The organism is Natrialba swarupiae (assembly GCF_008245225.1).
Classification (GTDB): domain Archaea; phylum Halobacteriota; class Halobacteria; order Halobacteriales; family Natrialbaceae; genus Natrarchaeobius; species Natrarchaeobius swarupiae.
In genome coordinates, this window is the sequence record NZ_VTAW01000009.1 from 95,199 (window position 1) to 116,954 (window position 21,756).

Below are 21,756 nucleotides of genomic sequence, written 5' to 3' on the forward strand. Positions count from 1 at the left end.
CTGCCGATGATCGAGTTTCGTTCCGTCTCGTACGCCTTCGAGGACGTTCCGGTTCTCGAGGAGCTGTCGCTGTCGATCGGCGACGGCGAGTTCGTCGTCCTCGCCGGTGCCAACGGGAGCGGGAAGACGACCCTCATTCGCCACTGCAACGGGCTGCTCTCGCCCGACGAGGGAACGGTTCTCGTCGACGACCGTCCGGTCTGTGACGACCTGATCGCCGCCCGCTCGAGCGTCGGAATGGTCTTTCAACATCCCCGCGATCAGTTCGTCGCCGCCACCGTCGGGGCCGACGTCGCCTTCGGTCCTGAGAACCTCGGACTCCCGCGAGAGGAGATCGACCACCGGGTCGACGCCGCACTCGAGGCCGTGAACATGACCGGACGGGCCGACGATCGGATCGACGCGCTCTCGGGCGGCGAGCAGGCCCGCGTCGCGATCGCCGGCGCGCTCGCGATGGAGCCGACCCACCTCGTCCTCGACGAGCCGTTCACCGGACTCGACGATCCCGCCCGTCGGTCGGTGCTCTCCCGCCTCGAGTCGCTGTCGGCCGACGGCACCGGCGTCGTCCTCGCCACACACGACCTTCGGGACGTTCTCTCTCTTGCGGATCGCGTGATCGCGATGGACGACGGTCGAATCGTCGCCGACGATCCGCCAGAACGGGCGCGTGACCGACTCGAGAACGTCGCAGTTCGTGTTCCCTGATGCTCACCTACGAACCGGACGAGACGATCGCCCACCGGCTCGATCCACGGTCGAAGCTGGCGGTCCAGATCGGCTTCGCCGCCACCGCGCTTGCACACACGAGTCCGCGTGCGCTGATCGCACTCACCGTCGTCGCCGGCGTCGTCCTCGCCGCGACGCGGGTACCGCCACTCGAGACGCTTTACGCCTACCGGTTCGCGCTCGTCATCCTGGCGATCGCGCCACTGGTCGCCGCGGCGACGCTCGGCCCACCCTGGATCGACGTCGAGCGCGGAACTACCTCCGCGCGCGCAAGTTACCGCGTCCTCCTCATCTTGCTCGTCAGCGCGGCCTACGTCAGATCGACGCCCGTTCGTCACTCGCGAGCCGCGATACAGCGAACGATCCCCGGAAAACCGGGACAGGTACTCGGCGTCGGCGTCGCACTCGTCTTCAGGTTCCTCCCCGTCCTCCGGGGAGACCTCCAGACCATTCGCGAGGCGATGGCGGCCCGACTCGGAACCGAGCGCAACGCAGCCGAACGCATCCACCTCGTCGGCGTGCTGGCGCTGACGCGGGCGTTCGACCGGGCCGACCGCCTCAGTCTCGCCCTCCAGGCGCGGTGTTTCGCCTGGAATCCGACGCTCCCACCACTCTCGTTCTCGAGAGCCGATCTCCCCGCCTTCGGCGTCGCAGTCGCCTTGCTCCTGTCGGCGTTCGTGTAGCGACCACACCCGTTCGTCGGATTCGAAACGAGGGGCGACGGGACAGGTTCCGAGGCGACCGTCCACGGCGTTAGTCGCGGGACGAAGCCGACAGCGTGACCGACGGGTGCGCGTCGGGACCAGCGTTGTCACTCCCGTCGCGGACGACGACCGATGGCACGTCCGCGGCGTCACGTATCTCTCGCTCGAAGAACTCCCGGTTGGCGCGTATCGTCTCCTCGTCCCACTCCCACCACTCGAGTGCGAGGAGTTTCTCCCGTATCTCTCGTGGGAAGCGCCACTTGATGTGTTCGGCGGGAACGCCTGCGACGATCGAGTACGGTTCGACGTCGTCGGTGACGATGGCACCCGCGCCGACGACTGCCCCGTCGCCGATCGTCACCCCCGAGAGGATCGTCGCTCGGGTTCCGATCCAGACGTCGTTCCCGATCGTGATCGGGCCTGACGACGTCGGCGGGAGGTCGCTCTCGAGGACCTCGTCGTAGAGGCGGATCTGCATCGCCGGCTTTCCAGTCTCGTGGTTGGTCTCCTGGAACGTCGCTCGCCTGGCGATCGCGCAGTAGTTTCCGATCTCGATCTCGCCGACCAGATCGCAGTTGGGCTCGAGGTTCGTTCGCCGGCCGATCGTGACGTCACCGTTGAGCACGCAGCCGCGGCTCAGTCTCGTTCGTGGTCCGAGATCCACCGTACCCCGCAACAAACACCCTTTGGAGATTCGAGCCGTCGACGCGATCGAGAACGACATCGGGCCCGAGATCCGACCGACGAGTTCACACGCTACGGGCGGGTATCCGAGGATCGAAAGCGAACGATCCAGGACGGTAGCGAGGGTCACTGTACTCCACCGTCGACATCACCCCACATATAGCTCATCGACTGGCGGTGAACACTCGCCGAATCCGACCGGTTACAGGGACGGAGTACTCGAGACTGACGCGCGGTCGACGGCGAATAAGCCACCCCTATGCCGGCTCTGTGAACGAACCCGCGGAGAAAGTGGGATCGAGAGGGGGGAACAGATCCCTCGGTGACTGCTTCCCCGGCCGCGGGCGATTCTGGGGGGGAGGGGAATGGCACACGGCTGGGGAACTGCCTCCAGACGAACCGTCTGGATGGGCATTCGATAGTTCATGGTGATTGCTAATAATGGTTTGGGATAGAGGTTTTCTCTGGAGTTAGTTTGGTCGAGTGAACACTGTACGGGATTGGCTGACGGATGAACCGACCATCTGTGACGAACCAGTCTCGTGGTGCCAGAGATCACAGCGCTCCAACAACGTATCGCTCACGGTTTCGATCCGATCGTCTTTCGTTCGCACCCCAAAACGCTGTCTCCCTCAAAGATCGTTATCACTTAACTCGGCAGGTGAGTCCGAAGTAACCACCATATGATCGTGAAGTTAGCTAACAATTATTGCGGCCCTCTGTCCGTGTGGGGGTATGTTGCCGTGTGATACTGAACGTGAGGAGACCAGAGACGACGAGACCACGAGACAAAATCCCGATCAATGTGGAATGGAGAGCAGAAACGATCGAGTATCTGAATACAGATCACACCTCGGTCGACGATCACTATTACGGACGAGCGCTGCTGCCCTTGCAGGGATCGTGACGATGTCGGGGACGGCGATGGCTGCTGACGAAGCGGCGGGCGGCGCGAGCGGTCCGATCGTGTGTGTGGGAAGCGGACTTAGCGTCGACGCGTTCGACGCGGTGACCGGGGAGCACGAGTGGACGTTCCCGACCGAAGGCAGTGCGTGGTCTTCACCAACTGTCGTCGATGGAACCGTCTATTTCGGGTGTAACGGAGACGAAGAATCCGACGCGACCCTCTATGCGGTCGACGCAACAACCGGAGACGAAATCTGGCGTTTTACCGATCCCGGTGACTGGGTATTCTCCTCCCCGACTGTCGTCGACGGGACGGTCTACGTCGGTGAAGGCGGTGGAACTGCGACCGACGACTGGGATTATTCGGTGTTTGCAGTCGACGCAGAGACAGGGGACGGGATCTGGGAGTTCGAGGGTGTCGACGACCAAGTACAGTCTTCACCGTACGTCTCCGATGGAACCGTGTACGTTGGGTCACACGATGGGAGTCTCTACGCGATCGACGACGAAACGGGAGACGAAGAGTGGTCGTTCGACCCCGATAGGGGAAGGATCACCTCCTCACCAACTGTCGTCGATGGCACCGTCTACGTCGGTGAGGAGTGGGCAGGGTTGCACGCGGTAGACGCCGACACGGGTGATCCCGAGTGGTCGGTCACCACCGGTATTTCGGGTGTTGCATCGTCGCCCACAGTGGTCGACGGTGTGGTCTACTTCGGCGAGGGGAACTCCGGGTTACACTCCGGAAGTCTGCATGCTGTCGACGCAGCCACGGGCGATCTCGAGTGGTCGTTCACCGAACCGAACGCGCCAGTCACGTCGTCCCCGACGGTAGCCGATGGAATTGTCTACGTCGGCGAAGGATACCACAGCAGAGACGGTGATCTGTACGCCGTCGACGCGGAGACAGGAGATCTCGAGTGGACGTTTACGAACCCGGAGAGTAACCCGATCTGGTCGTCCCCTACCGTGTACGACGGAACTGTCTACGTGAGTCTACAGGGAGCATCTCTGTACGCACTGGACGCTGCAACGGGGGACGATCAGTGGTCTGCGGATGGTCTCGGATACACCGTTCGATCGTCACCGACAGTGGTAGCCGATCCCGAGAACGGGCACAGCGTCGACTCGAGGGTCAAGTTGGGGACACTCGGCCACCACCACGAACGGGCGGACACGAGCAACGGTAGTGACGAGTCGACGCTCGCGGACTACGCCAACGACGACGGAGAGGTTGATTCCAGCGGTCTCGGTAACGCCTTCAGCGACTGGCAGTCAGGAGAGATCAGTTCTCAGGATCTGGGTGAAGCCTTTAGCGCTTGGCAGAGCGGAGATCCTGTCGTATAATTGTCCGGATCTCGTGTTTCGTCTCGGTCTCCTCGGGAGCCAACCAGCGCGGTATTACTCGTTCTACTCACGGATATCCGTCGTAGAAAGAGCCAATGGAAGGGTTGGGAACGACGCCGAGACGCTCACTTCGCTGCACGCCTCGTCTATTTCAAATCCCTCGACGGCTGTTGCTGCTTACGTATTGTTCGCAGCAAAAAGCCGGTGGAAGGGATTGTGAACCACGGTCGCAGCGAAGCTGCTCTCTGGTTCAAATCCCTCGACGGCTTGCTTCGCTCCTCACGTGACGTTCGTCGCAGAAGGCAAGCCGGTGGAGGGATTTGAACCCTCGACCTAATCCTTACGAAGGATTCGCTCTGCCAGTCTGAGCTACACCGGCGCGCACCCACACCCCGGTTGGGATGTGGAGCGAGTGTACTCATTCATACGCTCGATACCGGGCATAAGGGTTGCGAATCGTTCCGATCGTGAGAGGAGTTGTGCGGTCTCCGCAGACGGCTCGTTCGGATTCGGAAAGACAGTTCCTTCGACCCCCCAGACAACCGGTGTCCGGTCACGCCCGCTCGAGGCGGACGTCGAGACAGACGTTGAGTTCGTGAGGGGCGTATGAGCGGACGGTTCGGCGGGTCTTGACGGTGACGTCGTAGCCCGGTTGTGCGGCCTCACGAATCGCGCGTTCACCCGGCCCGAACGGGTCGTCTTCGTGTTGGATGTCGTAGTAGTGAACGACGCAGTCCTCGCCCGCGATCGTCACGGCCGACTCGAGGAACTCGTCGGCGCTGTGTGGGAGATTCATCACGATGCGGTCGGCCCAGTCCTCGTACTCGGGTGCGACTGCTCGCACGTCGTCGTGGACTGCGGTCACCCGGTCGGCGACGCCGTTTCGATCCGCGTTCTCGCGGAGATACTCGATCGCCTCGCCGTTGACGTCGACACCGACGCACGTCCCACCGCGTTTCGTGAACGGGATCACGAACGGACCGACGCCCGCGAACATGTCGAACGCGTGCTCGCCGTCTGCAACCTGACTGGCGACGCGGTGGCGCTCCGTCGCGAGTCGCGGGGAGAAATAGACGGCGGCGAGGTCGAGGGCGAACTCGCAGCCGTACTCCCGGTGGACGACCTCGGTGTTCTCGCCCGCGAGGACCTCCCAGTCGCGGACTCGCGTCTCGCCTTTGACCTTGGAGGCCTTGTTCAACACCGTATCGACGGGGAGATCGGACTCGATGACCGCCGCGGCGATCTCGTCTGCGCGTTCCTCGTCGTCTTCGTCGAGCAACACCGCCCGCCCCAATCGCTCGTAGGACGGATCGAATCCCAGGAGGTCGGCCGGCGTCGTCTGGGTGTCGCGCTCGACGGCGCTCCGGGTGCACACCTCGAGGTCGCCACTCACGGCGTCGGGGTCGACGACGGGGATGTAGAGATCTTCCCCCTCGACGTCGATCTCGTAGGCGTCGTCGATCAGATCAGCCTCCGCGAGTTCCCGACGCGTCGTCTCACCCTGCTCGCGGGACACGCGCACGAACGGGACGTCCATACACGTACTCGCCGACGGGGTGTCCTAACGCTGGCGTTTTCGTCGGCCCGCAGCGATGGTAGGCACGAACGTACGACGGCTCGACCGCATTCATCGAGGGTCGAAGCGCTTTCGGCGTTCCGGTGAGAGCGATCGGTATGGGCGTTCGAATGCGGCTGACGGCCGTCGAGACGGTCCACGACGAGGGATCGTGGCTGTTCACGGTTCGCGACCGCCACGGCGAACTCGAAGAGATACTCCTCGTTCCCTGCGAGGACGGCGTCGAAGCGTGGATCAACCGCTGTACGCACGAGTCTCAGCGCTTCGACACCGGCAACGGGGCGGCAATGCGAGAGGGGCAAATCATCTGCCCGAAACACGGCTCGATGTTCGACTCCTGTAGCGGCTACTGCGACAACGGCGAGGCCGCAGAGACGACGCTACCCTCGGTCGACGTGGCGGTCGACGACGGGACGGTCTACCTGACCGACGACGACGTCAACTACCTCCACGACGGGGGCATCGACGAGAACGAGGACGAGGACGATGGCCCCGCCTCGACCTCCCACCTCTCGTTTTGAGCGGCTTTATGGCCCTTCACTGACTGGTCGCCACATGGAACGACGAACCGTCTCGAGTGGAACCGAGTGGGAACCGAGAGTCGGCTACTCGCGGGCCGTCCGTGCCGGGTCACAGGTCCACGTCGCCGGCACGACCGCGACCGACGAAAACGGGGACGTCGTCGGCGTCGACGATCCGTACCGCCAGACCGAGCGGGCACTCGAGATCGTTCGCGAGGCGCTCGAAGCGGCCGGAGCCACGGTCGATGACGTCGTCAGAACTCGCCTCTACGTGACGAACATCGACCACTGGGAGGAGATCGGGCGAGCACACGGCGAGGTCGTCGGCGAGGTACGACCGGCGGCGAGCATGGTCGAGGTCGAACGCCTGATCGATCCCGATCATCTGGTCGAACTCGAGGCGGTCGCGGTCGTCGACGATAACGGCGAGTGACGAACGTGCTCGATTCACTCGCATCGAGGTCCGTCGAACGGCCGTCTCGAATCGAGTCGACGGCGTTGCGGTCGTCGCTGACCAACCTATAGTAGCCACTGCAAGTCATTGCGCACCTGATCGCCAGACAGATCGGCGGTCAGTGTGCAAATCGTTGCAGTTGTTAGTATATCGTTTACGGTAGTAGACGAGGCGCGACCGACTCGCGCCACGAGAAGGTGACAGCGGACTGCGTTTCTCACACACCGATTCGTCTCGATGGCTGTGAGTGCTCGAGGCCGGTTCGGACGTCGGCGCTTGCGTGTGTCGTCGACCGGTGGTGGTCCGGTCGTCACGTCCGCGCGTTCGGAAAGGAGGCGTCCGCCGGCCGACACGGTGTGTGGACGATCGGTGCTCGCAGTCGGTGGCATGACACGAGAGCGGAAACTGACCACGAACGCTCTCGTTCCGTCTTGCAGGAACTCACCTGGGCTTTCAGTGTTCCGAGGGGGAACACGAACGATTCCACGCCCCGGTCGTCCCGGGGCGCAGTCGACGCTACGACACACCGATACTTAAAATTGACTAACCTAGAATATATTTTAGATGAGTCTAACTCAACTAGTGGGTGCGGTGTTACAGTGAGTGCTTCCGAGTGAGCGTCGTCCGACCGACGCCCCGATCGCCAAACGAACACGTGTTCGTGAGAATCGAAACGACCGGACGACGTGGTCGAACGCTCTACGTGGTCGATAACAGAACGGAGAAGAGAAGAGCCAGTACGTAGAGGGCAATCGCGACGAGGATAATCATCGCACCGGTCGCGATGTCCCACGAGTACGAGAGGAAGATACCCCCGAAGACGGCCGTCTGTCCGAGCAGTACCGACAGGAGGAGGCCGTGATCGAAGCTATTGGTGAGCACCATCGCGGCCGCGACCGGAATAACGAGCATCCCGGCGACGAGAATCGCACCGAGGATCTGCATCGCGGCGACGACGACCAACGCGGTCAGGACGATCAACAGCGTGTCGTAGAACGCGACGTTGATCCGTGCGAGGCGTGCGGCCTCCCGATCGAACGTGATGAACAGTAACTGCTTGTGCGTGAGCGCGATCGTTCCGACGACGACGAGCGTCAGCGCGACCATTAACTGGACGTTCTCGAACGGGACAAACAGGATGTCGCCGAACAGGTAGCTCTCGACCGTGGCGTGAAAGGTCACGCCGTAGGAGATGACGGCGATTCCGAGCGCGAAGCCGCCGGTGAGCATGATGGCGATCGGGATGTCGGCGTAGCCGTCGGTTTTGACTGCGACGTACTGTATCGCGAGCGCCGCGATCGTCGCGACGATCAGGGCGAACGCCAGCGGGTAGTCGAACCGGGGGGCCGCCGCGCCGACGAACAGCCCGATCGCGACGCCGCCGAACGCCGTGTGTGCAAGCGCTTCGCCGATCAACGCCATCTGGCGGTTGACGAGGTACGCACCGACGACCGGAGCGGTGATGCCGATGAGAACACCGGCGGTGAACCCCCGCTGGAGAAAGCCGCTACAGACGAGCCACGTGTCGACGGCGTTACACGCACTCCCCCAGAAGGCGTCGTATATGACCGGGAATATCGTGAGGATGAACGCCGCGGAGACGACCATCATCACCGCGAGGCTTCCCAGAACGGCGTACTCCTCGCGGGTGGCCAGACGATGGGCGACTCCCTCGGCGGCCATCGTCAATCACCCGCCGCTGGTGCCCACGAACTGGCGACCCGCGCGGAACTGTACACGTCCTCGAGCACGCCGCTCTCGAGGAACTGTTCTGTCTCGGAGTGTTCGTACAGTTCGCAGTCGAGACAGGCCATCGTATCGGCGTGTTCGGCGACGACGCCGATGTCGTGTTCGATCAGAACGATCGTGATGCCGTCGTCGTTGAGGTCGTCCAGCAGGTCGTAGAACCGATCGACGGAGTGGGCGTCGACGCCAACCGTCGGCTCGTCGAGTGCGAGCAGATCGGCCTCGGAGGCGAGCGCTCTCGCGATGTACGCACGCTGTTTCTGCCCGCCGGAGAGTTGGCTGATCCGTCGCCCCGCAAGGTGATCCATCTCGACTTGCGCGAGCGCGTCGTCGACGATCCGGTGGTCGTCGGCGTTCAGCCGTCGCAACCCGGCGTGTGCGTATCGGCCCATCTCGACGACTTCGCGAACCGTGACGGGCATCATCGAGTCGGATTCCGAAGACTGCTGTGAGACGTAGCCAAGACGGGCACCATCCGAAAACGCCGAAGCCGGCGTACCGAAGAGTTCGACCGATCCGGTATCGGGCGTTCGTAGACCCAGCATGATCTTCAACAGCGTCGTCTTTCCCGAGCCGTTCGGCCCGATCAACCCGAGAAACTCCCCGTCGTCGACCGAGAGCGTGACGTCTCTCACGACCGGCTGGCGGTCGTACCCGAAACTCACGTTCTCGAGAGCGATTGCAGTAGTCATAGTGATGAGTATGAGCGGAACGTAATTCAATCTTTGTATCGCCTATATCCTGTATTCGATCCGGCTAAATCACTCCGTTTGGAGTGCCTCCTCGAGCGTCGGGAAGTTTACGTCACGATAGTGCTCGACGTACCCCCAGTCCTGTTCGTGATACTCCGGGAGCTGGGTTTCGACGGGCGAGATCGGGAGCACTTCGGCGTCGGTTTCGGCGGCGATCGACTCTGCCAGATTATTGGGTTCGCCGACGTCGTAGAGCACGTGCTCGAGACCGTACTCGTCCATGACACTCTCGATCTCCTCGACGTCCTGGGCCGAGGCCTCGTCGTCGGGGGAGGTGCCAACGGGCGAGAAGATATCGAGGTCGTACCGTCGGTGCCACCACTGGAACGAGTCGTGGGTTCCGACGATCAACTGATCGACGGTCGCACGGTCGACGATCGCTTCGAACTCCTCGTGGACCGCCTGGAGTTCGTCGTTGAACGCGTCCGCGTTCGCCTCGTACTCGTCGGCGTTGTCCGGGTCGAACGCCGCGAGTTCGTCCGCGATGTTGTCGACCATGGTCTGACACTCGACGGGATCCATCCAGACGTGCTCGTCGTCGTCCTCCGCGGGGCTATCGAAGAACTCGATTCCCTCGGCGGCTTCGATCACGTGAACGTCACCATCCTCCTCGAGTGACGAAGCGGCGTCGTCCTGCCAGCTGGCGAAATCGCGAAGGTAGATGAAGACGTCCGACTCCTCGACGTCCGAGACGACGCCTGGGCCGGGATCGAACTCGTGGCCGTGTTCACCAATCGGGACGAGATCGACGACCTCCATCTGGTCTCCCGTGACGTTGCGCGTGAGATCCCACAGGGCGAGAAATCCGGTCGAAACGGTGTACTCCGTCTGGTCGCTGGTGTCGTCCGTCTCGGACTCCGACCCGTCGTCGGTTCCGGTGCCCGTACCGTTCGAGTCGTCCTGTGGGTCGTCGCCGACACAGCCGGCGATGCCAGCGAGGAGTCCGCCTGCGCCGGCCAGTGCCGTCCGTCTCGTAACCCCATACCGCTTCGTATCGCTCGTTTCGTCTATCATCACGAGGAGTTTGCAGTAGCTAAATAAAGTACCTTACGGTACAACAAAATAAATTAGATTTGTCTAAATACCTTCTCGGTCGCTGTTCGTTATCGACGCTCCCCAGACGAGATTGGCGACGTCGGCCGGTAACGGTACTGACTCGTCGCGTCCGACCGGGGACACCGTGACCATCCCAAACGGTGCGACCGATTCGATGGTGAGTGCAGTCTCCGGGACGATCTGCCGGTTCGAGAGGTACTCGAGAACCCCGTCGTCGCGATCGTCAACCTCCAGGACGACGACGGTCTTGCCTTCCGCGAACGCGGACAGCTGGTTACCGCGCGGACGGTCGGGAACGTCGAGCGACGCCGTCGGGATCGGTGCACCGTGAGGGTCGGTCGTGGGGTCGTCCAGTTCGTCAGCGAGACACGCCACGAGTCTGTCACTAATGTGGTGTTCGAGCCGATCCGCTTCGTCGTGTACGTCGCTCAGCCGGTAGCCAAACTTGGCCGTGAGATACGTCTCGAGCAACCGGTGGTTCCGGACGAGCCGGAGGGCGACCTGTTCACCCGCCTCGGTCAACACCGCACCGTTGTACTTCTCGTATTCGACGTAATCGTTCGACTCGAGAGTTGAAAACATGCTCGTCGCCGTAGGTGCGGTCACCCCGAGATAATCCGCAATCTGGGACGTTCGTACTCGAGCGCCGTTGTACTCGGTCTGTAGCTCGTAGATCGCCTTGAGATAATCCTCCATGACGGTACTCGGCATGGTGTTAGATGGGGCTAACTATTAATATTGTTTTGGCTAATGTTTGGTTAGTCGCGATTGCTGGCGGACAGTGTCCCCATCGACGCTCACCGTCGGTCGCAAGCGACGATCGAACACGCTCACGCTCGATGGACTCGGTCCGTGACGACACGTAACGTTATAACCGCGCTACCGACTACGGCGAGTATGCTCACGTTCATCGGACTCGGCCTCTACGACGAGCGATCGATTACCGTCGAGGGACAGCGAGCCCTGCGAGAGGCGGATCGGGCGTACGCCGAGTTTTACACCAGCAAGCTGATCGGAGCGTCCGTCCCGGACCTCGAGGACGTCCACGGCATCGAGATCGAGGTACGCGACCGCGCCGGCGTCGAGCAACATCCCGAGGACGTACTCGAGGCCGCCGAGAACGAAGACGTCGCGTTCCTGACCGCCGGCGATACGATGATCTCGACGACCCACGTCGACCTGCGGCTTCGCGCCCACGAACGCGGGATCGAGACGCGGGTGATCCACGGCGTCACCGCCCAGACGGCGACGAGTTCCCTGACCGGGCTCCAGAACTACCGGTTCGGAAAGGCGACAACGCTCCCGTTTCCCTACGCCCACGGCGCGGACGGACTGCCGGCGAGCGTGACCGACACGATCGACGACAACCGCGCCGACGGACTGCACACGGTCGTCTACCTCGACATCAAGGTTGGATACGATCCAACCAGCAGTCAGACCGCAAACCGGCCTGAGGATACGGTCGGATACGACCGCGCCGACGGCGACCAGTACATGACCGCCGACGTCGGAGCGGCCCTGCTCGCCGAGGAGTACCCCGAACTCGTGGGGGTCGTCGTCGCACGCGCCGGCAGTCCCGACCCCCTGGTCGACGCCGCCACGATGACCGAACTCGCCGAGCGGTCGTTCGGCGACCCGCTGCACCTCCTCGTGATCCCCGGTGAGTGTCACCTCCTCGAGGCCGATGCACTGGTCGAACTCGCCGGTGTCGATCGGGAAGCGCTCGACATCGTCTGAGACAGTTTACCCGTCGTCTGGGCCAAAACATCGTCGTGGTTCTGTTTGGCGGCAACGTCGTGGTCCATTCCCGCACGGCCCGTGTTAGCGTGTTCCGTTGGTCGGCCGCAATCGCTGGAGACACGATCTGACAGAGAGTCTCTGTGGCGTCCGTGGCCGTTCCTGTGATGGAGCGCTGTTCAGATCGATCCGAGACGTCGCTCTCGCCTTCAGGTTCGAGCCGCGGAGTCCGAGCGGGTGACAGTGTTTTCACACGATTGAAGGACCGAAAAACCCCGATCCACCGTACTCGAGGTGGTTCACCGGGTAGCGGCGACGATCCGGCGTTTTGGGACGAACGTAGCGGTTTCCGTCAGAAATCTGGCGAGAACCGGACATTCTTGCGAAAGATACTTAGTCGGTTGCTGTAACGTACTCCCATGATAAACAGGGGGAAACGACTGGCGGTCCCGCTGCTCGCGGTCGGGACGGCCGCACTCGTCGGCTACGCGCTGCGCTCGAGCCGATCCCGCGATGAACGATCCCGTTCGAAGGCGGACCTCGGGGCTCGACTCGTCGGCCCCGACGAGATTCCGGTCGACGCAACCGTCGTCGACGCCTCGTCGCGACGCCTCGACGAGATCCCGGGCGCTCGGCGAGCGATCAAGCGAGCCGTGCGAAACAGCGCGCGCGAGGAGTGGGAACACGTCACTCTCGACCGCGACGGCGCGTGGTCGGTCGTCGACGCGATCCGCGGCTCGCTTCCCTACTACGACGGGAACAACAGCTCGTACAACGGCGTCTACGTCCACTACGACGACCGGTTCGTCGTCCTCGACGCGATCGGCTGGGCCCGTCTCGAGGATCCGCTCTACTGATCACAATCCTCGGTAGCGACCCCGGTTCAGTGAGACACAGCGTTCGCCACGTCCGTCGGCGTTTTTGTACCACGACAGAACAGACACGGGAATCACAATTACTACCACCCACCGACCCGGAGCTACTGACATGCATCTTGGCGTAATCGGACTCGGACGGATGGGCCAGATCGTCGTCGACCGCGTTCTCGAGGCGGGTCACGACGTCGTCGCCTTCGATCTGGAGCCGGAAGCCGTCGCGACGGCGGCCGACGCCGGCGCGGAGCCGGCCGACTCCGTCCCCGATCTGGCCGACGAACTCGGCGAAGAGAAGCGAATCTGGTTGATGGTCCCCGCCGGCGAAGCGGTCGACGCGACCCTCGAGGAACTCGAGCCCCACCTCGACGGTGACGACGTGGTCGTCGACGGCGGCAACTCCTACTTCGAGGACTCGGTTCGACGGGCGGAGGCCTGTTCTGCGGCGTATCTCGACTGTGGTACCTCCGGCGGCCCGGCGGGTGCGGAACTCGGGTTCTCCCTGATGGTCGGCGGACCCGAGTGGGCCTACGAGGAACTCGAGCCGGCGTTCGACGCCGTCGCCACCGGCCCCGACGGCCACGAACGGATGGGGCCGGCGGGGTCGGGCCACTACGTGAAGATGGTTCACAACGGCGTCGAGTACGCGCTGATGCAGGCCTACGGCGAGGGGTTCGAGTTGCTCCACGAGGGGCGATACGATCTCGACCTCGAGTCGGTCGCGTCGGTCTGGAACAACGGGGCCGTCATCCGCTCGTGGCTGCTCGAACTCTGCGAGGAGGCGTTCCGCGAGGAGGGCACCGACCTCGGCGACGTCGCCGACCGCATCGAGGGTGGCTCGACCGGTACCTGGACTGTCCAGGAAGCCTTAGAACAGGAGGTGCCGTTACCACTGATCTACACCTCGCTCGCGGAGCGGTTCGGCTCACGAGCCGACGACGGCCGCTTCTCGCGCCGACTCGCCAGCCGACTCCGGTACGGCTTCGGTCGACACGAGGTTCCGCGTCGGTAGCCGACAGGCGATCGATCGGATGACCCGCGACTACACCGATCAGATCCCCACTCATCGACGTCTACACCGATCGGGTCTGTTCTACGTCGGGACGTCTCTCCCGGTCGGACAGCATCACGTCCCCTCCGACGGGGGCGACGTCGATCTGGCGACACGTCTCGAATCGGGCGGAACCGCCACCTCGAACCGGGCACCGCCGTCACGTCCCGCCGTCGCTCGAACGGTCCAGCCGTGGCCGGTGGCGATCTCTTCGACGATCGGGAGACCGAACCCCGTTCCGTTCGATGCGGTCGTGTAGCCGGCGTCGAAGACCTCCGATCGTCGCTCCGGCGCGATTCCGGTACCGTCGTCCTCGACGAAGAATCCTGCGCCGTCGGGTAACTCACCGACGACGACGGTTACATCCCGTCCGCCGTGCTCGAGTGCGTTCCGGTAGAGGTTCTCGAACAGCTGTTGGAGCCGCTCGGGGTCGGCCTCGATCGCCACCTCTCGATCGGTTTCGAGAACGAGCTCGGCCCTCTCCGCGTCGATCATCTCCCAGGATCGGCGAGCGACGGCCGAGAGATCGAGTCGCTCCAGTTCGTCGATCGAGTTCCCTTCTCGAGCGAGCGAGAGCAACTCGTCGATGAGGACTTCCATTCGGTCGTGGGCGTCGACAACGGCCTCGAGGTGATCGGTATCCGCTTCCGCGATGGCGAGTTGTGTCCGACCCTGTGCGACCGTGAGCGGATTCCGCAGGTCGTGGGAGACGACGCCTGCGAACTCCTCGAGTCGCTCGTTTTTTGCCTCCAGTTTCCGTCGGTAGCGCTCTCGGGACGTGACGTCGGTAAACGAGATGGCCCGCCCGATCCGGGTTCGATCCGCCGAGAAGGGGTTTACAGAAATTCGGTAAAACTTCGGTTCCGTGGCGTCCGCTGTCTCCAGTAGTGGGTCCGACGATTCGATCGTCGAACTGACCGTCGGGAGCTGTTCCTCGAGTGGCGTCCCGACGCTATCGGCGAGTGAGGGGAACGACTCGAGCGCCGACGCGTTGTAATCCCGTATTCTCTCTCGATCGTCGAGAATGATGACTGGATCGTCCGTCTCACCAGCCATCCTGACGAGTTGGAGCCGGTCGAGATGGACGTAACAGACGCCGACGGCGAACGCGGCGACTCCGACCGGGGAGTACGTGATGTCGACGAGGACCGTCGAGACGGCACCGAATACGTCGAACACGACGGGCAATCCGGTGAGTGCGACGAGGGCGAAGAGGATACGCGTATCGAAGCTGACACGAGCGAACAGCTCCAGGAGCATGAAAAACCCGACGAACGAGAGTGCGTACGCGAACGCCATCACAACCCAGTGTAACGGTTCGTGGTGGATCTCGAGGTAGGGGAACGGGAACGTGGCAGGTTCGGCGGTGAAGTACCAGCCGTGAGCCGGATTCGTTACCTTCAGCGCGACGATCACGAGGAAGACGGCGACTGCGGTTCGGCGCACCGTTCCGTTTCGGTGTAGCGACCGACCGGTGTACGCCGAACAGAAGTACAACCAGGGACCGACCGCCGCGATTCCGATGCAGAGTCCTATCACGAAAAACGCGTACTGGAGCCCCGTCGTCGGAGCGGCGAGGTAGCCGACATGAGACGCAGCCCATCCGCCACTCGCGAGCAACAGCCAGTAGAGCCCGCGTCGAGTGTCGTCGTGTTCGATGCTCCTCACCCGGTGTAGACTTCCGAAACAACACAGCGCGGAGATACCGAAGAGGAGGAGATAGGCAAACTCCGGCAGCGACTGTGACTGTTCGAGCATGTCCGGTCAACATCCTCACTTCTCGAACGTCCCTCATCGCTCTTGTGGCAGAAACGCTACCGGTCACCGCGGTTCGCCCGTTCGCAGTCGACCGTCACCACGACGGGAATCGGAATCCGCCGACCCCGACTACTGGCAATCGGCGGTGAACAGCCACAGAAACCCGTATGAGACGCTCTACCACCCGTTTGACTCCTCACTCGACGTCCGGGGACGGCCCGCTCGAGTCGTCTGACTTCGCGGCCGCCTCGTACATCGTCTGGCGCTCGTCGAAGTACGCCGGCGCATCGTGGTCGGCCTCGAAGCGGACCACGCGTTCCATCGCGTCGTGACCGTCCTCGACGGCGTCTAACTCCGTCGCGAGGTCGGTGTAGCCCGCTGCGAGGTCCTGGAAGGCCTGCATTCGCGCCTGTTTCGCCTCGACGAGGAGCTGTTTCTCCTCTAAATCGCGCTGTAACTCCTCGATCGCCTCGAGGTCGATTTCGTCGCCGGTTGGACGCTCGGTCGAGGACGGCGTCGTCGGGCCGACGCCGCGCTCCCCGAGTCGGGTCCGGATCTCGGCCATCTCCTCGTCGATCTCGTCGAGCAACTCGTCCGCCTCGTCGCCCATCGTCTGTACCTGTCCGGAGAGAAGCCCCGCCTGCGTCCGACAGTAGTCGACGAATTCGTCGACCGACAGCGATGGGGCGTCATCGCTCATACCCTCGCGTTGGTGTCCCTTACCGAAGTCACTTTGGACGTATTGCCCCGCGTTCGTCGTCGACCGCCCTGTCGGCCACGCTAACACGCGACACACTGTTACGCTTTCAGACGTGTTAAGTTCCTCCGGCCACTGACGCAATTACGATGAATCGGGTACCGCGACGCGAAACAGGCCGGTTTCCAGTCACACCCAGTCCATGACGAAAGAGTACATCGAGGTGCGGGGTGCACAAGAGCACAACCTGAAGGATCTCGACGTCACTATCCCCCGCGAGTCGTTTACCGTCGTCACCGGACTCTCGGGGTCGGGCAAGTCCTCGCTCGCGTTCGAGACGGTGTACGCGGAGGGCCAGCGACGGTACATCGAGAGTCTCTCGGCGTACGCCCGGAACTTCCTCGGCCAGATGGACAAACCGCAGGTCGAGACCGTCGAGGGTCTCTCCCCGGCGATCTCGATCGACCAGAAAAACGCCGCGAACAACCCCCGATCGACGGTCGGGACCGTCACGGAACTCCACGACTACCTCCGACTGCTCTACGCCCGCGTCGGCACACCCCACTGTCCAGAGTGCGGTCGTGAGGTCGGCGAGCAGTCGGCCCAAAACATGGTCGAGCGCATCCTCGAGTTACCCGAGGGAACACGTGCCAAAATCGCCGCCCCGGTCGTCCGCGACCAGAAGGGAGCCTTCGAAGACCTCTTCGAGGAACTCGTCTCCGAGGGCTACTCCCGCGTCGAGGTCGACGGCGAGGAGTACGACCTCACGCTCGATGACCCCGACTTAGACGAGAACTTCGATCACACCGTCGACGTCGTCGTCGACCGGATTCGCGTCTCGACTGAGGATCGCCCACGGATCGTCGACAGCGTCGAGACCGCACTCGAGGAGGCCGACGGCGTCCTGAAGCTCATCCTCCCGGATCCGCCGGAAGAAACCGTCACAGATCTCGGCGAGGAGGCCCGCCGGACGGGTGCGCTGGGCGACGAGGTCGAGACGGACGACCGCTTCGTCGTCGAGTTCTCGAAGGACCTGGCGTGTACCCACTGTGGGATCGACGTCCCGGAGATCGAGACACGCTCCTTTTCGTTCAACTCGCCTCACGGCGCCTGCCCCGAGTGTGAGGGGTTAGGCGAGACGAAAGAGGTCGACGAGAACCTGGTGGTCCAGGACGAATCCAAGCCGCTGAAGGAGGTCTTCGAACCCTGGAGCTACAACCGATCGTACTACCAAACGCGACTCGATGCGGTCGCCGAACACTTCGACGTCTCCCTGTCGACACCACTCGAGGACGTCGACGACGGGATCCGCGAGGCGTTTCTCTATGGCACCAGCGATCAGGTGCTGTTCAAGCGCAACACGAAGAACGGAATCCGGCGCAAGCGCAAGCGCTTCGAGGGAATCGTTCCGAATCTCGATCGGCGCTACCTCGAGACCGACTCGGACTCGACGCGCGAACACATCGAGGACTACATGTCCGTGACCGAGTGTCCCGCCTGTGACGGCACTCGGCTCAAACCCGCCTCCCGCGCGGTGCTGGTCGATGGCACCTCCATTACGGAGATCAACGCGATGAGCATCGGCGACGCGCTGGCACACTTCGAGTCGCTCGAGGCGAACTTCACCGAACGCGAGAAGGTGATCGCCGAGGAGATCCTAAAAGAGATCCGCGCTCGCCTGAGCTTCATGGTCGAGGTCGGCCTCGAGTACCTCACGCTCGACCGCGAGGCCTCCACCCTCTCGGGTGGGGAGAGCCAGCGCATCCGGCTCGCGACGCAGATCGGCTCCGGCCTCGTCGGCGTCCTCTACGTGTTAGACGAGCCCTCGATCGGGCTCCACCAGCGGGACAACGATCGCCTGCTCGACACCTTGGAGGAGCTTCGCGACCTCGGGAACACGCTCCTCGTGGTCGAACACGACGAGGAGACGATGCGCCGTGCAGACAACGTCATCGACATGGGGCCCGGCCCCGGCAAGCGTGGCGGCGAGGTCGTCGTCAACGGCCCCGTCGAGGAGGTCAAAGCCTGCGAGGAGTCCATTACGGGCGATTATCTCTCCGGACGCCGACAGATTCCGGTCCCCGACGAGCGACGCGACCCCGATGGCGGTCCCGCGAGCGAAGCGAGTGGGACGACGTCGGACGAGGGCATCGAGTCCGACGGCACGCTGACGATCCGCGGGGCTCGCCAGCACAACCTCGACGACGTCGACGTCGACATTCCGCTTGGCTGTTTCACCGCGATCACGGGCGTCTCGGGATCCGGAAAATCGACGCTCATGCACGAGGTACTCTACAAGGGACTGGCCCGCGAGATGAACGACAACACGAGCGTCGTTCCGGGCGACCACGATGCCCTCGAGAGCATAGAGGAGATCGAGACGGTCAGGCTGATCGACCAGTCGCCGATCGGTCGCACGCCCAGGTCGAACCCGGCGACGTACACCAACGTCTTCGATTACGTCCGGGAACTGTTCGCCCAGACGAAGCTCTCGAAACAGCGCGGTTACGAGAAGGGGCGCTTCTCGTTCAACGTCAAGGGCGGGCGCTGTGAGGAGTGTGGCGGGCAGGGTACGGTGAAAATCGAGATGAACTTCCTCTCGGACGTCTACGTCCCCTGCGAGGAGTGTGACGGCGCACGGTACAACGACGCAACGCTCGACGTCACCTACAAGGGGAAAACGATCTCGGACGTCCTCGAGATGGAAGTCGGCGAAGCCTACGACTTCTTCGAGTCGAACTCCCAGATCCGACGGCGGCTCAAACTGCTGAAAGACGTCGGGCTGGACTACATGACCCTCGGACAGCCCTCGACGACGCTCTCCGGTGGCGAGGCCCAGCGAATCAAGCTCGCCGAAGAGTTAGGAAAGAAAGACTCCGGGGAGACGCTCTACCTGCTCGACGAGCCCACCACCGGCTTACACCACGAGGACGAGCGCAAGCTCATCGAGGTGCTCCACCGCCTGACCGACGACGGCAACACCGTCGTCGTCATCGAACACGAACTCGACCTCGTGAAAAACGCCGACCACATTATCGACCTCGGCCCCGAAGGCGGCGAACACGGCGGCGAGGTCGTCGCGACTGGCACGCCCGAAGAGGTCGCCCGACTCGAGGAGTCGCACACAGGGCGATACCTCCGAGACCTGCTGCCGAACGTGGAACTCGAGGGACCACGCGGCGAACGCGGCGAGCCGGTGTCAGCGCCGCTGGATGACGACTGACGCCGGTTCTCGCTTTTGTCCGCCTTCGACCTTCCGCTCGTCTCGTTCGACTCAGTCGTACACACCGCAATACAGCGGCATCGAACAAGTGTTTTGGTAACACAGCCAGACAGGTTACTAACTATCTCGAGCGACAGTCTTACGTATGGGCTGCCGTCTCGAGGTTCGATGCGAGCGCGTCGCAGACGAGCGTTCCCGCCCGTCGAGCGCCGATGACGTTGCGGGCGAACGGGCCGAGTACCTGTTGTGCCGCGACACCCGTGACGAGGATCCGCGACGGCGAGCCGTCGTCACGACGCCATCGGAGGGTATCGTCCGCGAGCACCGGTGCACCGCGGTAGCCGGTCGCCAGCGTCGATCCCTCTCGAATTCGACTGAACAACGGCCCGTCGTACGGTGAGCCGAAACCGGTCGCACAGACGAGGTGGTCGAGACACATCGCGGTCCCGTCGCGACACGCGACCACAACGGTACCACCAGCCGGGGTCGCCTCGGTAATTTCGGTGCGCTCGAGGGAGATCGATCCGTCCTCGATTGCCTGCCGGAGGCGGCCGAAGACGTACGGTGGCATCGCGCCGTCGTGACGGGCGTCACGAACCGTCCGAGCGCGGGCACTCGAGGCCGGCGGGAGTTCCTGCAGGTCAGCCACAGGCCCGGAGAAGTGCATCCAGTCGGTACTGGCCTCGAGGGTCTCGACGGCGAACGGGCTGCGGACGAACAGCGTTACGTCCCGTCCAGGCTGGGCCAGGCTCGTGGCGAGCTGTGCGGCCGTGATTCCGCCGCCGACGATACCGACCGAAGCGAACTCGCCGATTGCACCGGAATCGAAGTCCCGACCCCAGACGTGCGTTACCGGCGTCGACGGCGGGAGGTCGCGCGCCCAGTCGGGGAAGGCGTACGATCGATCGTGGCCAACGGCCAACAGGCACCACCGCACAGCGAACCGACCACCCGTGGTCTCGACCTCGACGCGATTATCTCGGTCTACGACTCGAGTCACGGTCGCGTCGACGACGAGTTCGTCGAGATCGTAGCGCTCACAGCGCGCATCGGCGTGGTCGAAAAACAGCGCGGCCGTCGGTCGGTTCGACCCGACCTGGCTCACGACGAGTTCGTTTTCCCGCCCTCGAGCGCGGGCGAAATCCCGCAAGGAGAACGGATCGGGGTCGACGTGGTGGACGAACGGCGATCTGAGCTCCGTCATGCCACACTGTGTGCACTTTCGTCGAAAGCCGCCCAACAGCCCGTTGGGCTCGACGATTCGCAGCCGATCTCGAGTGACGAGATCGTTCTCGAGCAGTCGAATCGCGTGGTGAACGCCGTGGACGCCGCCCCCGACGATGAGTACTGACGTGTCGACCACTGGGTATCAGACGTTGTTAACCAAGCCAATTGCTTTAACAACTGCGGATCTCTGCTCGTGCCGTTCACTCGTATCGGGCCAAGAGTGTCGCCGTCGAAAGCGAACCACCGCAGGAAATCCGAACGATTACTGGCAGGGACGCGAAAGCAGGGGACACGCTATGAGCACCAAGCAATCCGTTCGCCGTCGCTTTCTCGGCGGCGGGTTCGTCTCGCTGGCGATCGCTGGCGGACTCTTCGTTGCCTTCGGCGCGCCCACCCAACTTGAGGACCTGCTGTTGCTCTCGTGGCTCGCTATTGGCGGCCTCGCGCTGGTCGTCGCCGCCGCCGTCGAGCGACTCCCACTTGGCGTCGTGAGCGTCAGCTGGCCCCGCATCGGCGCGGTCGGGCTGGCGGTCCTCGCACTCGGCTCGAGTACGGTTGGGTTCGTCCAGTTACTCGAGGTGTCCGGATGGGTCGGACTGCTCAACGCCGTCTTCGCACTGGGGGTTGCACTGATTCTCGCCTTCGGTGCCCTCGAGTGCTGGTTCGGCGGCCTGCAGATCGACGAGGATGCGTTCGTAGTCGAGGCGTAGGCGAGGCGA

The 21,756-nt window shown here is 63.2% G+C and carries 19 protein-coding genes and 1 tRNA gene; 10 read left to right on the forward strand and 10 right to left on the reverse strand.

The window, feature by feature from the left end:
- Positions 1–6 precede the first annotated feature (6 nt).
- Together FYC77_RS09000 and FYC77_RS09005 are read left to right on the forward strand one after the other, a co-directional pair.
- Positions 7–705: an energy-coupling factor ABC transporter ATP-binding protein gene (locus tag FYC77_RS09000; protein WP_149081165.1), complete on the forward strand. Its 699-nt coding sequence runs from the start codon at positions 7–9 to the stop codon at positions 703–705.
- Positions 705–1,409, forward strand: a complete 705-nt coding sequence (locus FYC77_RS09005; RefSeq protein WP_149081166.1) for an energy-coupling factor transporter transmembrane component T family protein — start codon at positions 705–707, stop codon at positions 1,407–1,409. Before FYC77_RS09000 ends, FYC77_RS09005 begins: the two co-directional genes overlap by 1 nt.
- A gap of 70 nt (positions 1,410–1,479) precedes the next feature.
- On the opposite strand, the gene FYC77_RS09010 is transcribed toward FYC77_RS09005, so the two are convergent.
- Positions 1,480–2,244 carry a xenobiotic acyltransferase family protein gene (locus tag FYC77_RS09010; RefSeq protein WP_149081167.1) on the reverse strand — a complete coding sequence of 255 codons (765 nt, stop codon included), beginning with the start codon at positions 2,242–2,244 and terminating at the stop codon, positions 1,480–1,482.
- Between the two features lie 794 nt (positions 2,245–3,038).
- Between FYC77_RS09010 and FYC77_RS09015 the strand changes: the two genes are divergently transcribed.
- Positions 3,039–4,367 (forward strand): PQQ-binding-like beta-propeller repeat protein, encoded by a 1,329-nt coding sequence (locus tag FYC77_RS09015; RefSeq protein ID WP_149081168.1) that lies wholly within the window; start codon positions 3,039–3,041, stop codon positions 4,365–4,367.
- A 305-nt stretch (positions 4,368–4,672) separates the two neighbouring features.
- Here FYC77_RS09015 and FYC77_RS09020 read toward each other — a convergent pair.
- Together FYC77_RS09020 and FYC77_RS09025 are read right to left on the reverse strand one after the other, a co-directional pair.
- Positions 4,673–4,746: transfer RNA gene (locus tag FYC77_RS09020), tRNA-Thr, on the reverse strand.
- A 174-nt stretch (positions 4,747–4,920) separates the two neighbouring features.
- Entirely contained in the window at positions 4,921–5,904 is a 984-nt protein-coding gene (locus FYC77_RS09025) for a class I SAM-dependent methyltransferase (protein WP_149081169.1), read from the reverse strand.
- Between the two features lie 137 nt (positions 5,905–6,041).
- Here FYC77_RS09025 and FYC77_RS09030 point away from each other — a divergent pair, with 137 nt between their 5' ends.
- Together FYC77_RS09030 and FYC77_RS09035 are read left to right on the forward strand one after the other, a co-directional pair.
- The gene (locus FYC77_RS09030; RefSeq protein WP_149081170.1) at positions 6,042–6,464 is read left to right on the forward strand and encodes a Rieske (2Fe-2S) protein; all 423 of its coding nucleotides are present in this window, start codon (positions 6,042–6,044) and stop codon (positions 6,462–6,464) included.
- Between the two features lie 34 nt (positions 6,465–6,498).
- Positions 6,499–6,897 (forward strand): RidA family protein, encoded by a 399-nt coding sequence (locus FYC77_RS09035; protein ID WP_149081171.1) that lies wholly within the window; start codon positions 6,499–6,501, stop codon positions 6,895–6,897.
- Between the two features lie 720 nt (positions 6,898–7,617).
- Here the strand turns inward: FYC77_RS09035 and FYC77_RS09040 are convergent.
- The 4 genes from FYC77_RS09040 to FYC77_RS09055 form a co-directional block, all read right to left on the reverse strand.
- Positions 7,618–8,601, reverse strand: coding sequence for a metal ABC transporter permease (locus FYC77_RS09040; RefSeq protein WP_149081172.1), 984 nt, complete (start codon positions 8,599–8,601; stop codon positions 7,618–7,620).
- A 2-nt stretch (positions 8,602–8,603) separates the two neighbouring features.
- Entirely contained in the window at positions 8,604–9,356 is a 753-nt protein-coding gene (locus tag FYC77_RS09045) for a metal ABC transporter ATP-binding protein (RefSeq protein WP_149081173.1), read from the reverse strand.
- A 69-nt stretch (positions 9,357–9,425) separates the two neighbouring features.
- Positions 9,426–10,430 (reverse strand): metal ABC transporter substrate-binding protein, encoded by a 1,005-nt coding sequence (locus FYC77_RS09050; RefSeq protein ID WP_149081174.1) that lies wholly within the window; start codon positions 10,428–10,430, stop codon positions 9,426–9,428.
- A gap of 63 nt (positions 10,431–10,493) precedes the next feature.
- Positions 10,494–11,183, reverse strand: a complete 690-nt coding sequence (locus FYC77_RS09055) for a metal-dependent transcriptional regulator (RefSeq protein WP_149081175.1) — start codon at positions 11,181–11,183, stop codon at positions 10,494–10,496.
- A gap of 186 nt (positions 11,184–11,369) precedes the next feature.
- On the opposite strand from FYC77_RS09055, the gene dph5 reads away from it, so the two are divergent.
- From dph5 to gnd, 3 genes are all read left to right on the forward strand, one after another.
- The gene (dph5, locus tag FYC77_RS09060; RefSeq protein ID WP_149081176.1) at positions 11,370–12,209 is read left to right on the forward strand and encodes a diphthine synthase; all 840 of its coding nucleotides are present in this window, start codon (positions 11,370–11,372) and stop codon (positions 12,207–12,209) included.
- Between the two features lie 419 nt (positions 12,210–12,628).
- On the forward strand, positions 12,629–13,066 hold the full coding sequence (locus FYC77_RS09065) for a hypothetical protein (protein WP_149081177.1): 438 nt from the start codon (positions 12,629–12,631) through the stop codon (positions 13,064–13,066).
- A gap of 130 nt (positions 13,067–13,196) precedes the next feature.
- Positions 13,197–14,093: a phosphogluconate dehydrogenase (NAD(+)-dependent, decarboxylating) gene (gene gnd, locus FYC77_RS09070; RefSeq protein ID WP_149081178.1), complete on the forward strand. Its 897-nt coding sequence runs from the start codon at positions 13,197–13,199 to the stop codon at positions 14,091–14,093.
- Positions 14,094–14,207: 114 nt separating this feature from the next.
- Here the strand turns inward: gnd and FYC77_RS09075 are convergent, their stop codons facing one another.
- Together FYC77_RS09075 and FYC77_RS09080 are read right to left on the reverse strand one after the other, a co-directional pair.
- On the reverse strand, positions 14,208–15,890 hold the full coding sequence (locus tag FYC77_RS09075; protein ID WP_149081179.1) for a sensor histidine kinase: 1,683 nt from the start codon (positions 15,888–15,890) through the stop codon (positions 14,208–14,210).
- Between the two features lie 196 nt (positions 15,891–16,086).
- Complete coding sequence (locus FYC77_RS09080) at positions 16,087–16,590, reverse strand: hypothetical protein (protein WP_149081180.1); 504 nt, start codon at positions 16,588–16,590, stop codon at positions 16,087–16,089.
- Between the two features lie 199 nt (positions 16,591–16,789).
- Here FYC77_RS09080 and uvrA point away from each other — a divergent pair, with 199 nt between their 5' ends.
- On the forward strand, positions 16,790–19,810 hold the full coding sequence (uvrA, locus tag FYC77_RS09085; RefSeq protein ID WP_149081181.1) for an excinuclease ABC subunit UvrA: 3,021 nt from the start codon (positions 16,790–16,792) through the stop codon (positions 19,808–19,810).
- Positions 19,811–19,949: 139 nt separating this feature from the next.
- Here uvrA and FYC77_RS09090 read toward each other — a convergent pair whose 3' ends face one another.
- Positions 19,950–21,173, reverse strand: coding sequence for an FAD/NAD(P)-binding protein (locus FYC77_RS09090; RefSeq protein WP_149081182.1), 1,224 nt, complete (start codon positions 21,171–21,173; stop codon positions 19,950–19,952).
- A gap of 160 nt (positions 21,174–21,333) precedes the next feature.
- Here FYC77_RS09090 and FYC77_RS09095 point away from each other — a divergent pair, with 160 nt between their 5' ends.
- Complete coding sequence (locus tag FYC77_RS09095; RefSeq protein WP_149081183.1) at positions 21,334–21,747, forward strand: hypothetical protein; 414 nt, start codon at positions 21,334–21,336, stop codon at positions 21,745–21,747.
- Positions 21,748–21,756 lie beyond the last annotated feature (9 nt).

Coding starts and splice junctions, on each gene's coding strand:
- FYC77_RS09040 (WP_149081172.1), bottom strand. CDS start 8,601: ATGGCCGCCGAGGGAGTCGCCCATCGTCTGGCCACCCGCGAGGAGTAC.
- FYC77_RS09050 (WP_149081174.1), bottom strand. CDS start 10,430: ATGATAGACGAAACGAGCGATACGAAGCGGTATGGGGTTACGAGACGG.
- FYC77_RS09080 (WP_149081180.1), bottom strand. CDS start 16,590: ATGAGCGATGACGCCCCATCGCTGTCGGTCGACGAATTCGTCGACTAC.
- FYC77_RS09075 (WP_149081179.1), bottom strand. CDS start 15,890: ATGCTCGAACAGTCACAGTCGCTGCCGGAGTTTGCCTATCTCCTCCTC.
- FYC77_RS09015 (WP_149081168.1), top strand. CDS start 3,039: ATGGCTGCTGACGAAGCGGCGGGCGGCGCGAGCGGTCCGATCGTGTGT.
- FYC77_RS09025 (WP_149081169.1), bottom strand. CDS start 5,904: ATGGACGTCCCGTTCGTGCGCGTGTCCCGCGAGCAGGGTGAGACGACG.
- dph5 (WP_149081176.1), top strand. CDS start 11,370: ATGCTCACGTTCATCGGACTCGGCCTCTACGACGAGCGATCGATTACC.
- FYC77_RS09000 (WP_149081165.1), top strand. CDS start 7: ATGATCGAGTTTCGTTCCGTCTCGTACGCCTTCGAGGACGTTCCGGTT.
- FYC77_RS09030 (WP_149081170.1), top strand. CDS start 6,042: ATGGGCGTTCGAATGCGGCTGACGGCCGTCGAGACGGTCCACGACGAG.
- FYC77_RS09035 (WP_149081171.1), top strand. CDS start 6,499: ATGGAACGACGAACCGTCTCGAGTGGAACCGAGTGGGAACCGAGAGTC.
- FYC77_RS09095 (WP_149081183.1), top strand. CDS start 21,334: ATGAGCACCAAGCAATCCGTTCGCCGTCGCTTTCTCGGCGGCGGGTTC.
- gnd (WP_149081178.1), top strand. CDS start 13,197: ATGCATCTTGGCGTAATCGGACTCGGACGGATGGGCCAGATCGTCGTC.
- FYC77_RS09055 (WP_149081175.1), bottom strand. CDS start 11,183: ATGCCGAGTACCGTCATGGAGGATTATCTCAAGGCGATCTACGAGCTA.
- FYC77_RS09065 (WP_149081177.1), top strand. CDS start 12,629: ATGATAAACAGGGGGAAACGACTGGCGGTCCCGCTGCTCGCGGTCGGG.
- uvrA (WP_149081181.1), top strand. CDS start 16,790: ATGACGAAAGAGTACATCGAGGTGCGGGGTGCACAAGAGCACAACCTG.
- FYC77_RS09045 (WP_149081173.1), bottom strand. CDS start 9,356: ATGACTACTGCAATCGCTCTCGAGAACGTGAGTTTCGGGTACGACCGC.
- FYC77_RS09005 (WP_149081166.1), top strand. CDS start 705: ATGCTCACCTACGAACCGGACGAGACGATCGCCCACCGGCTCGATCCA.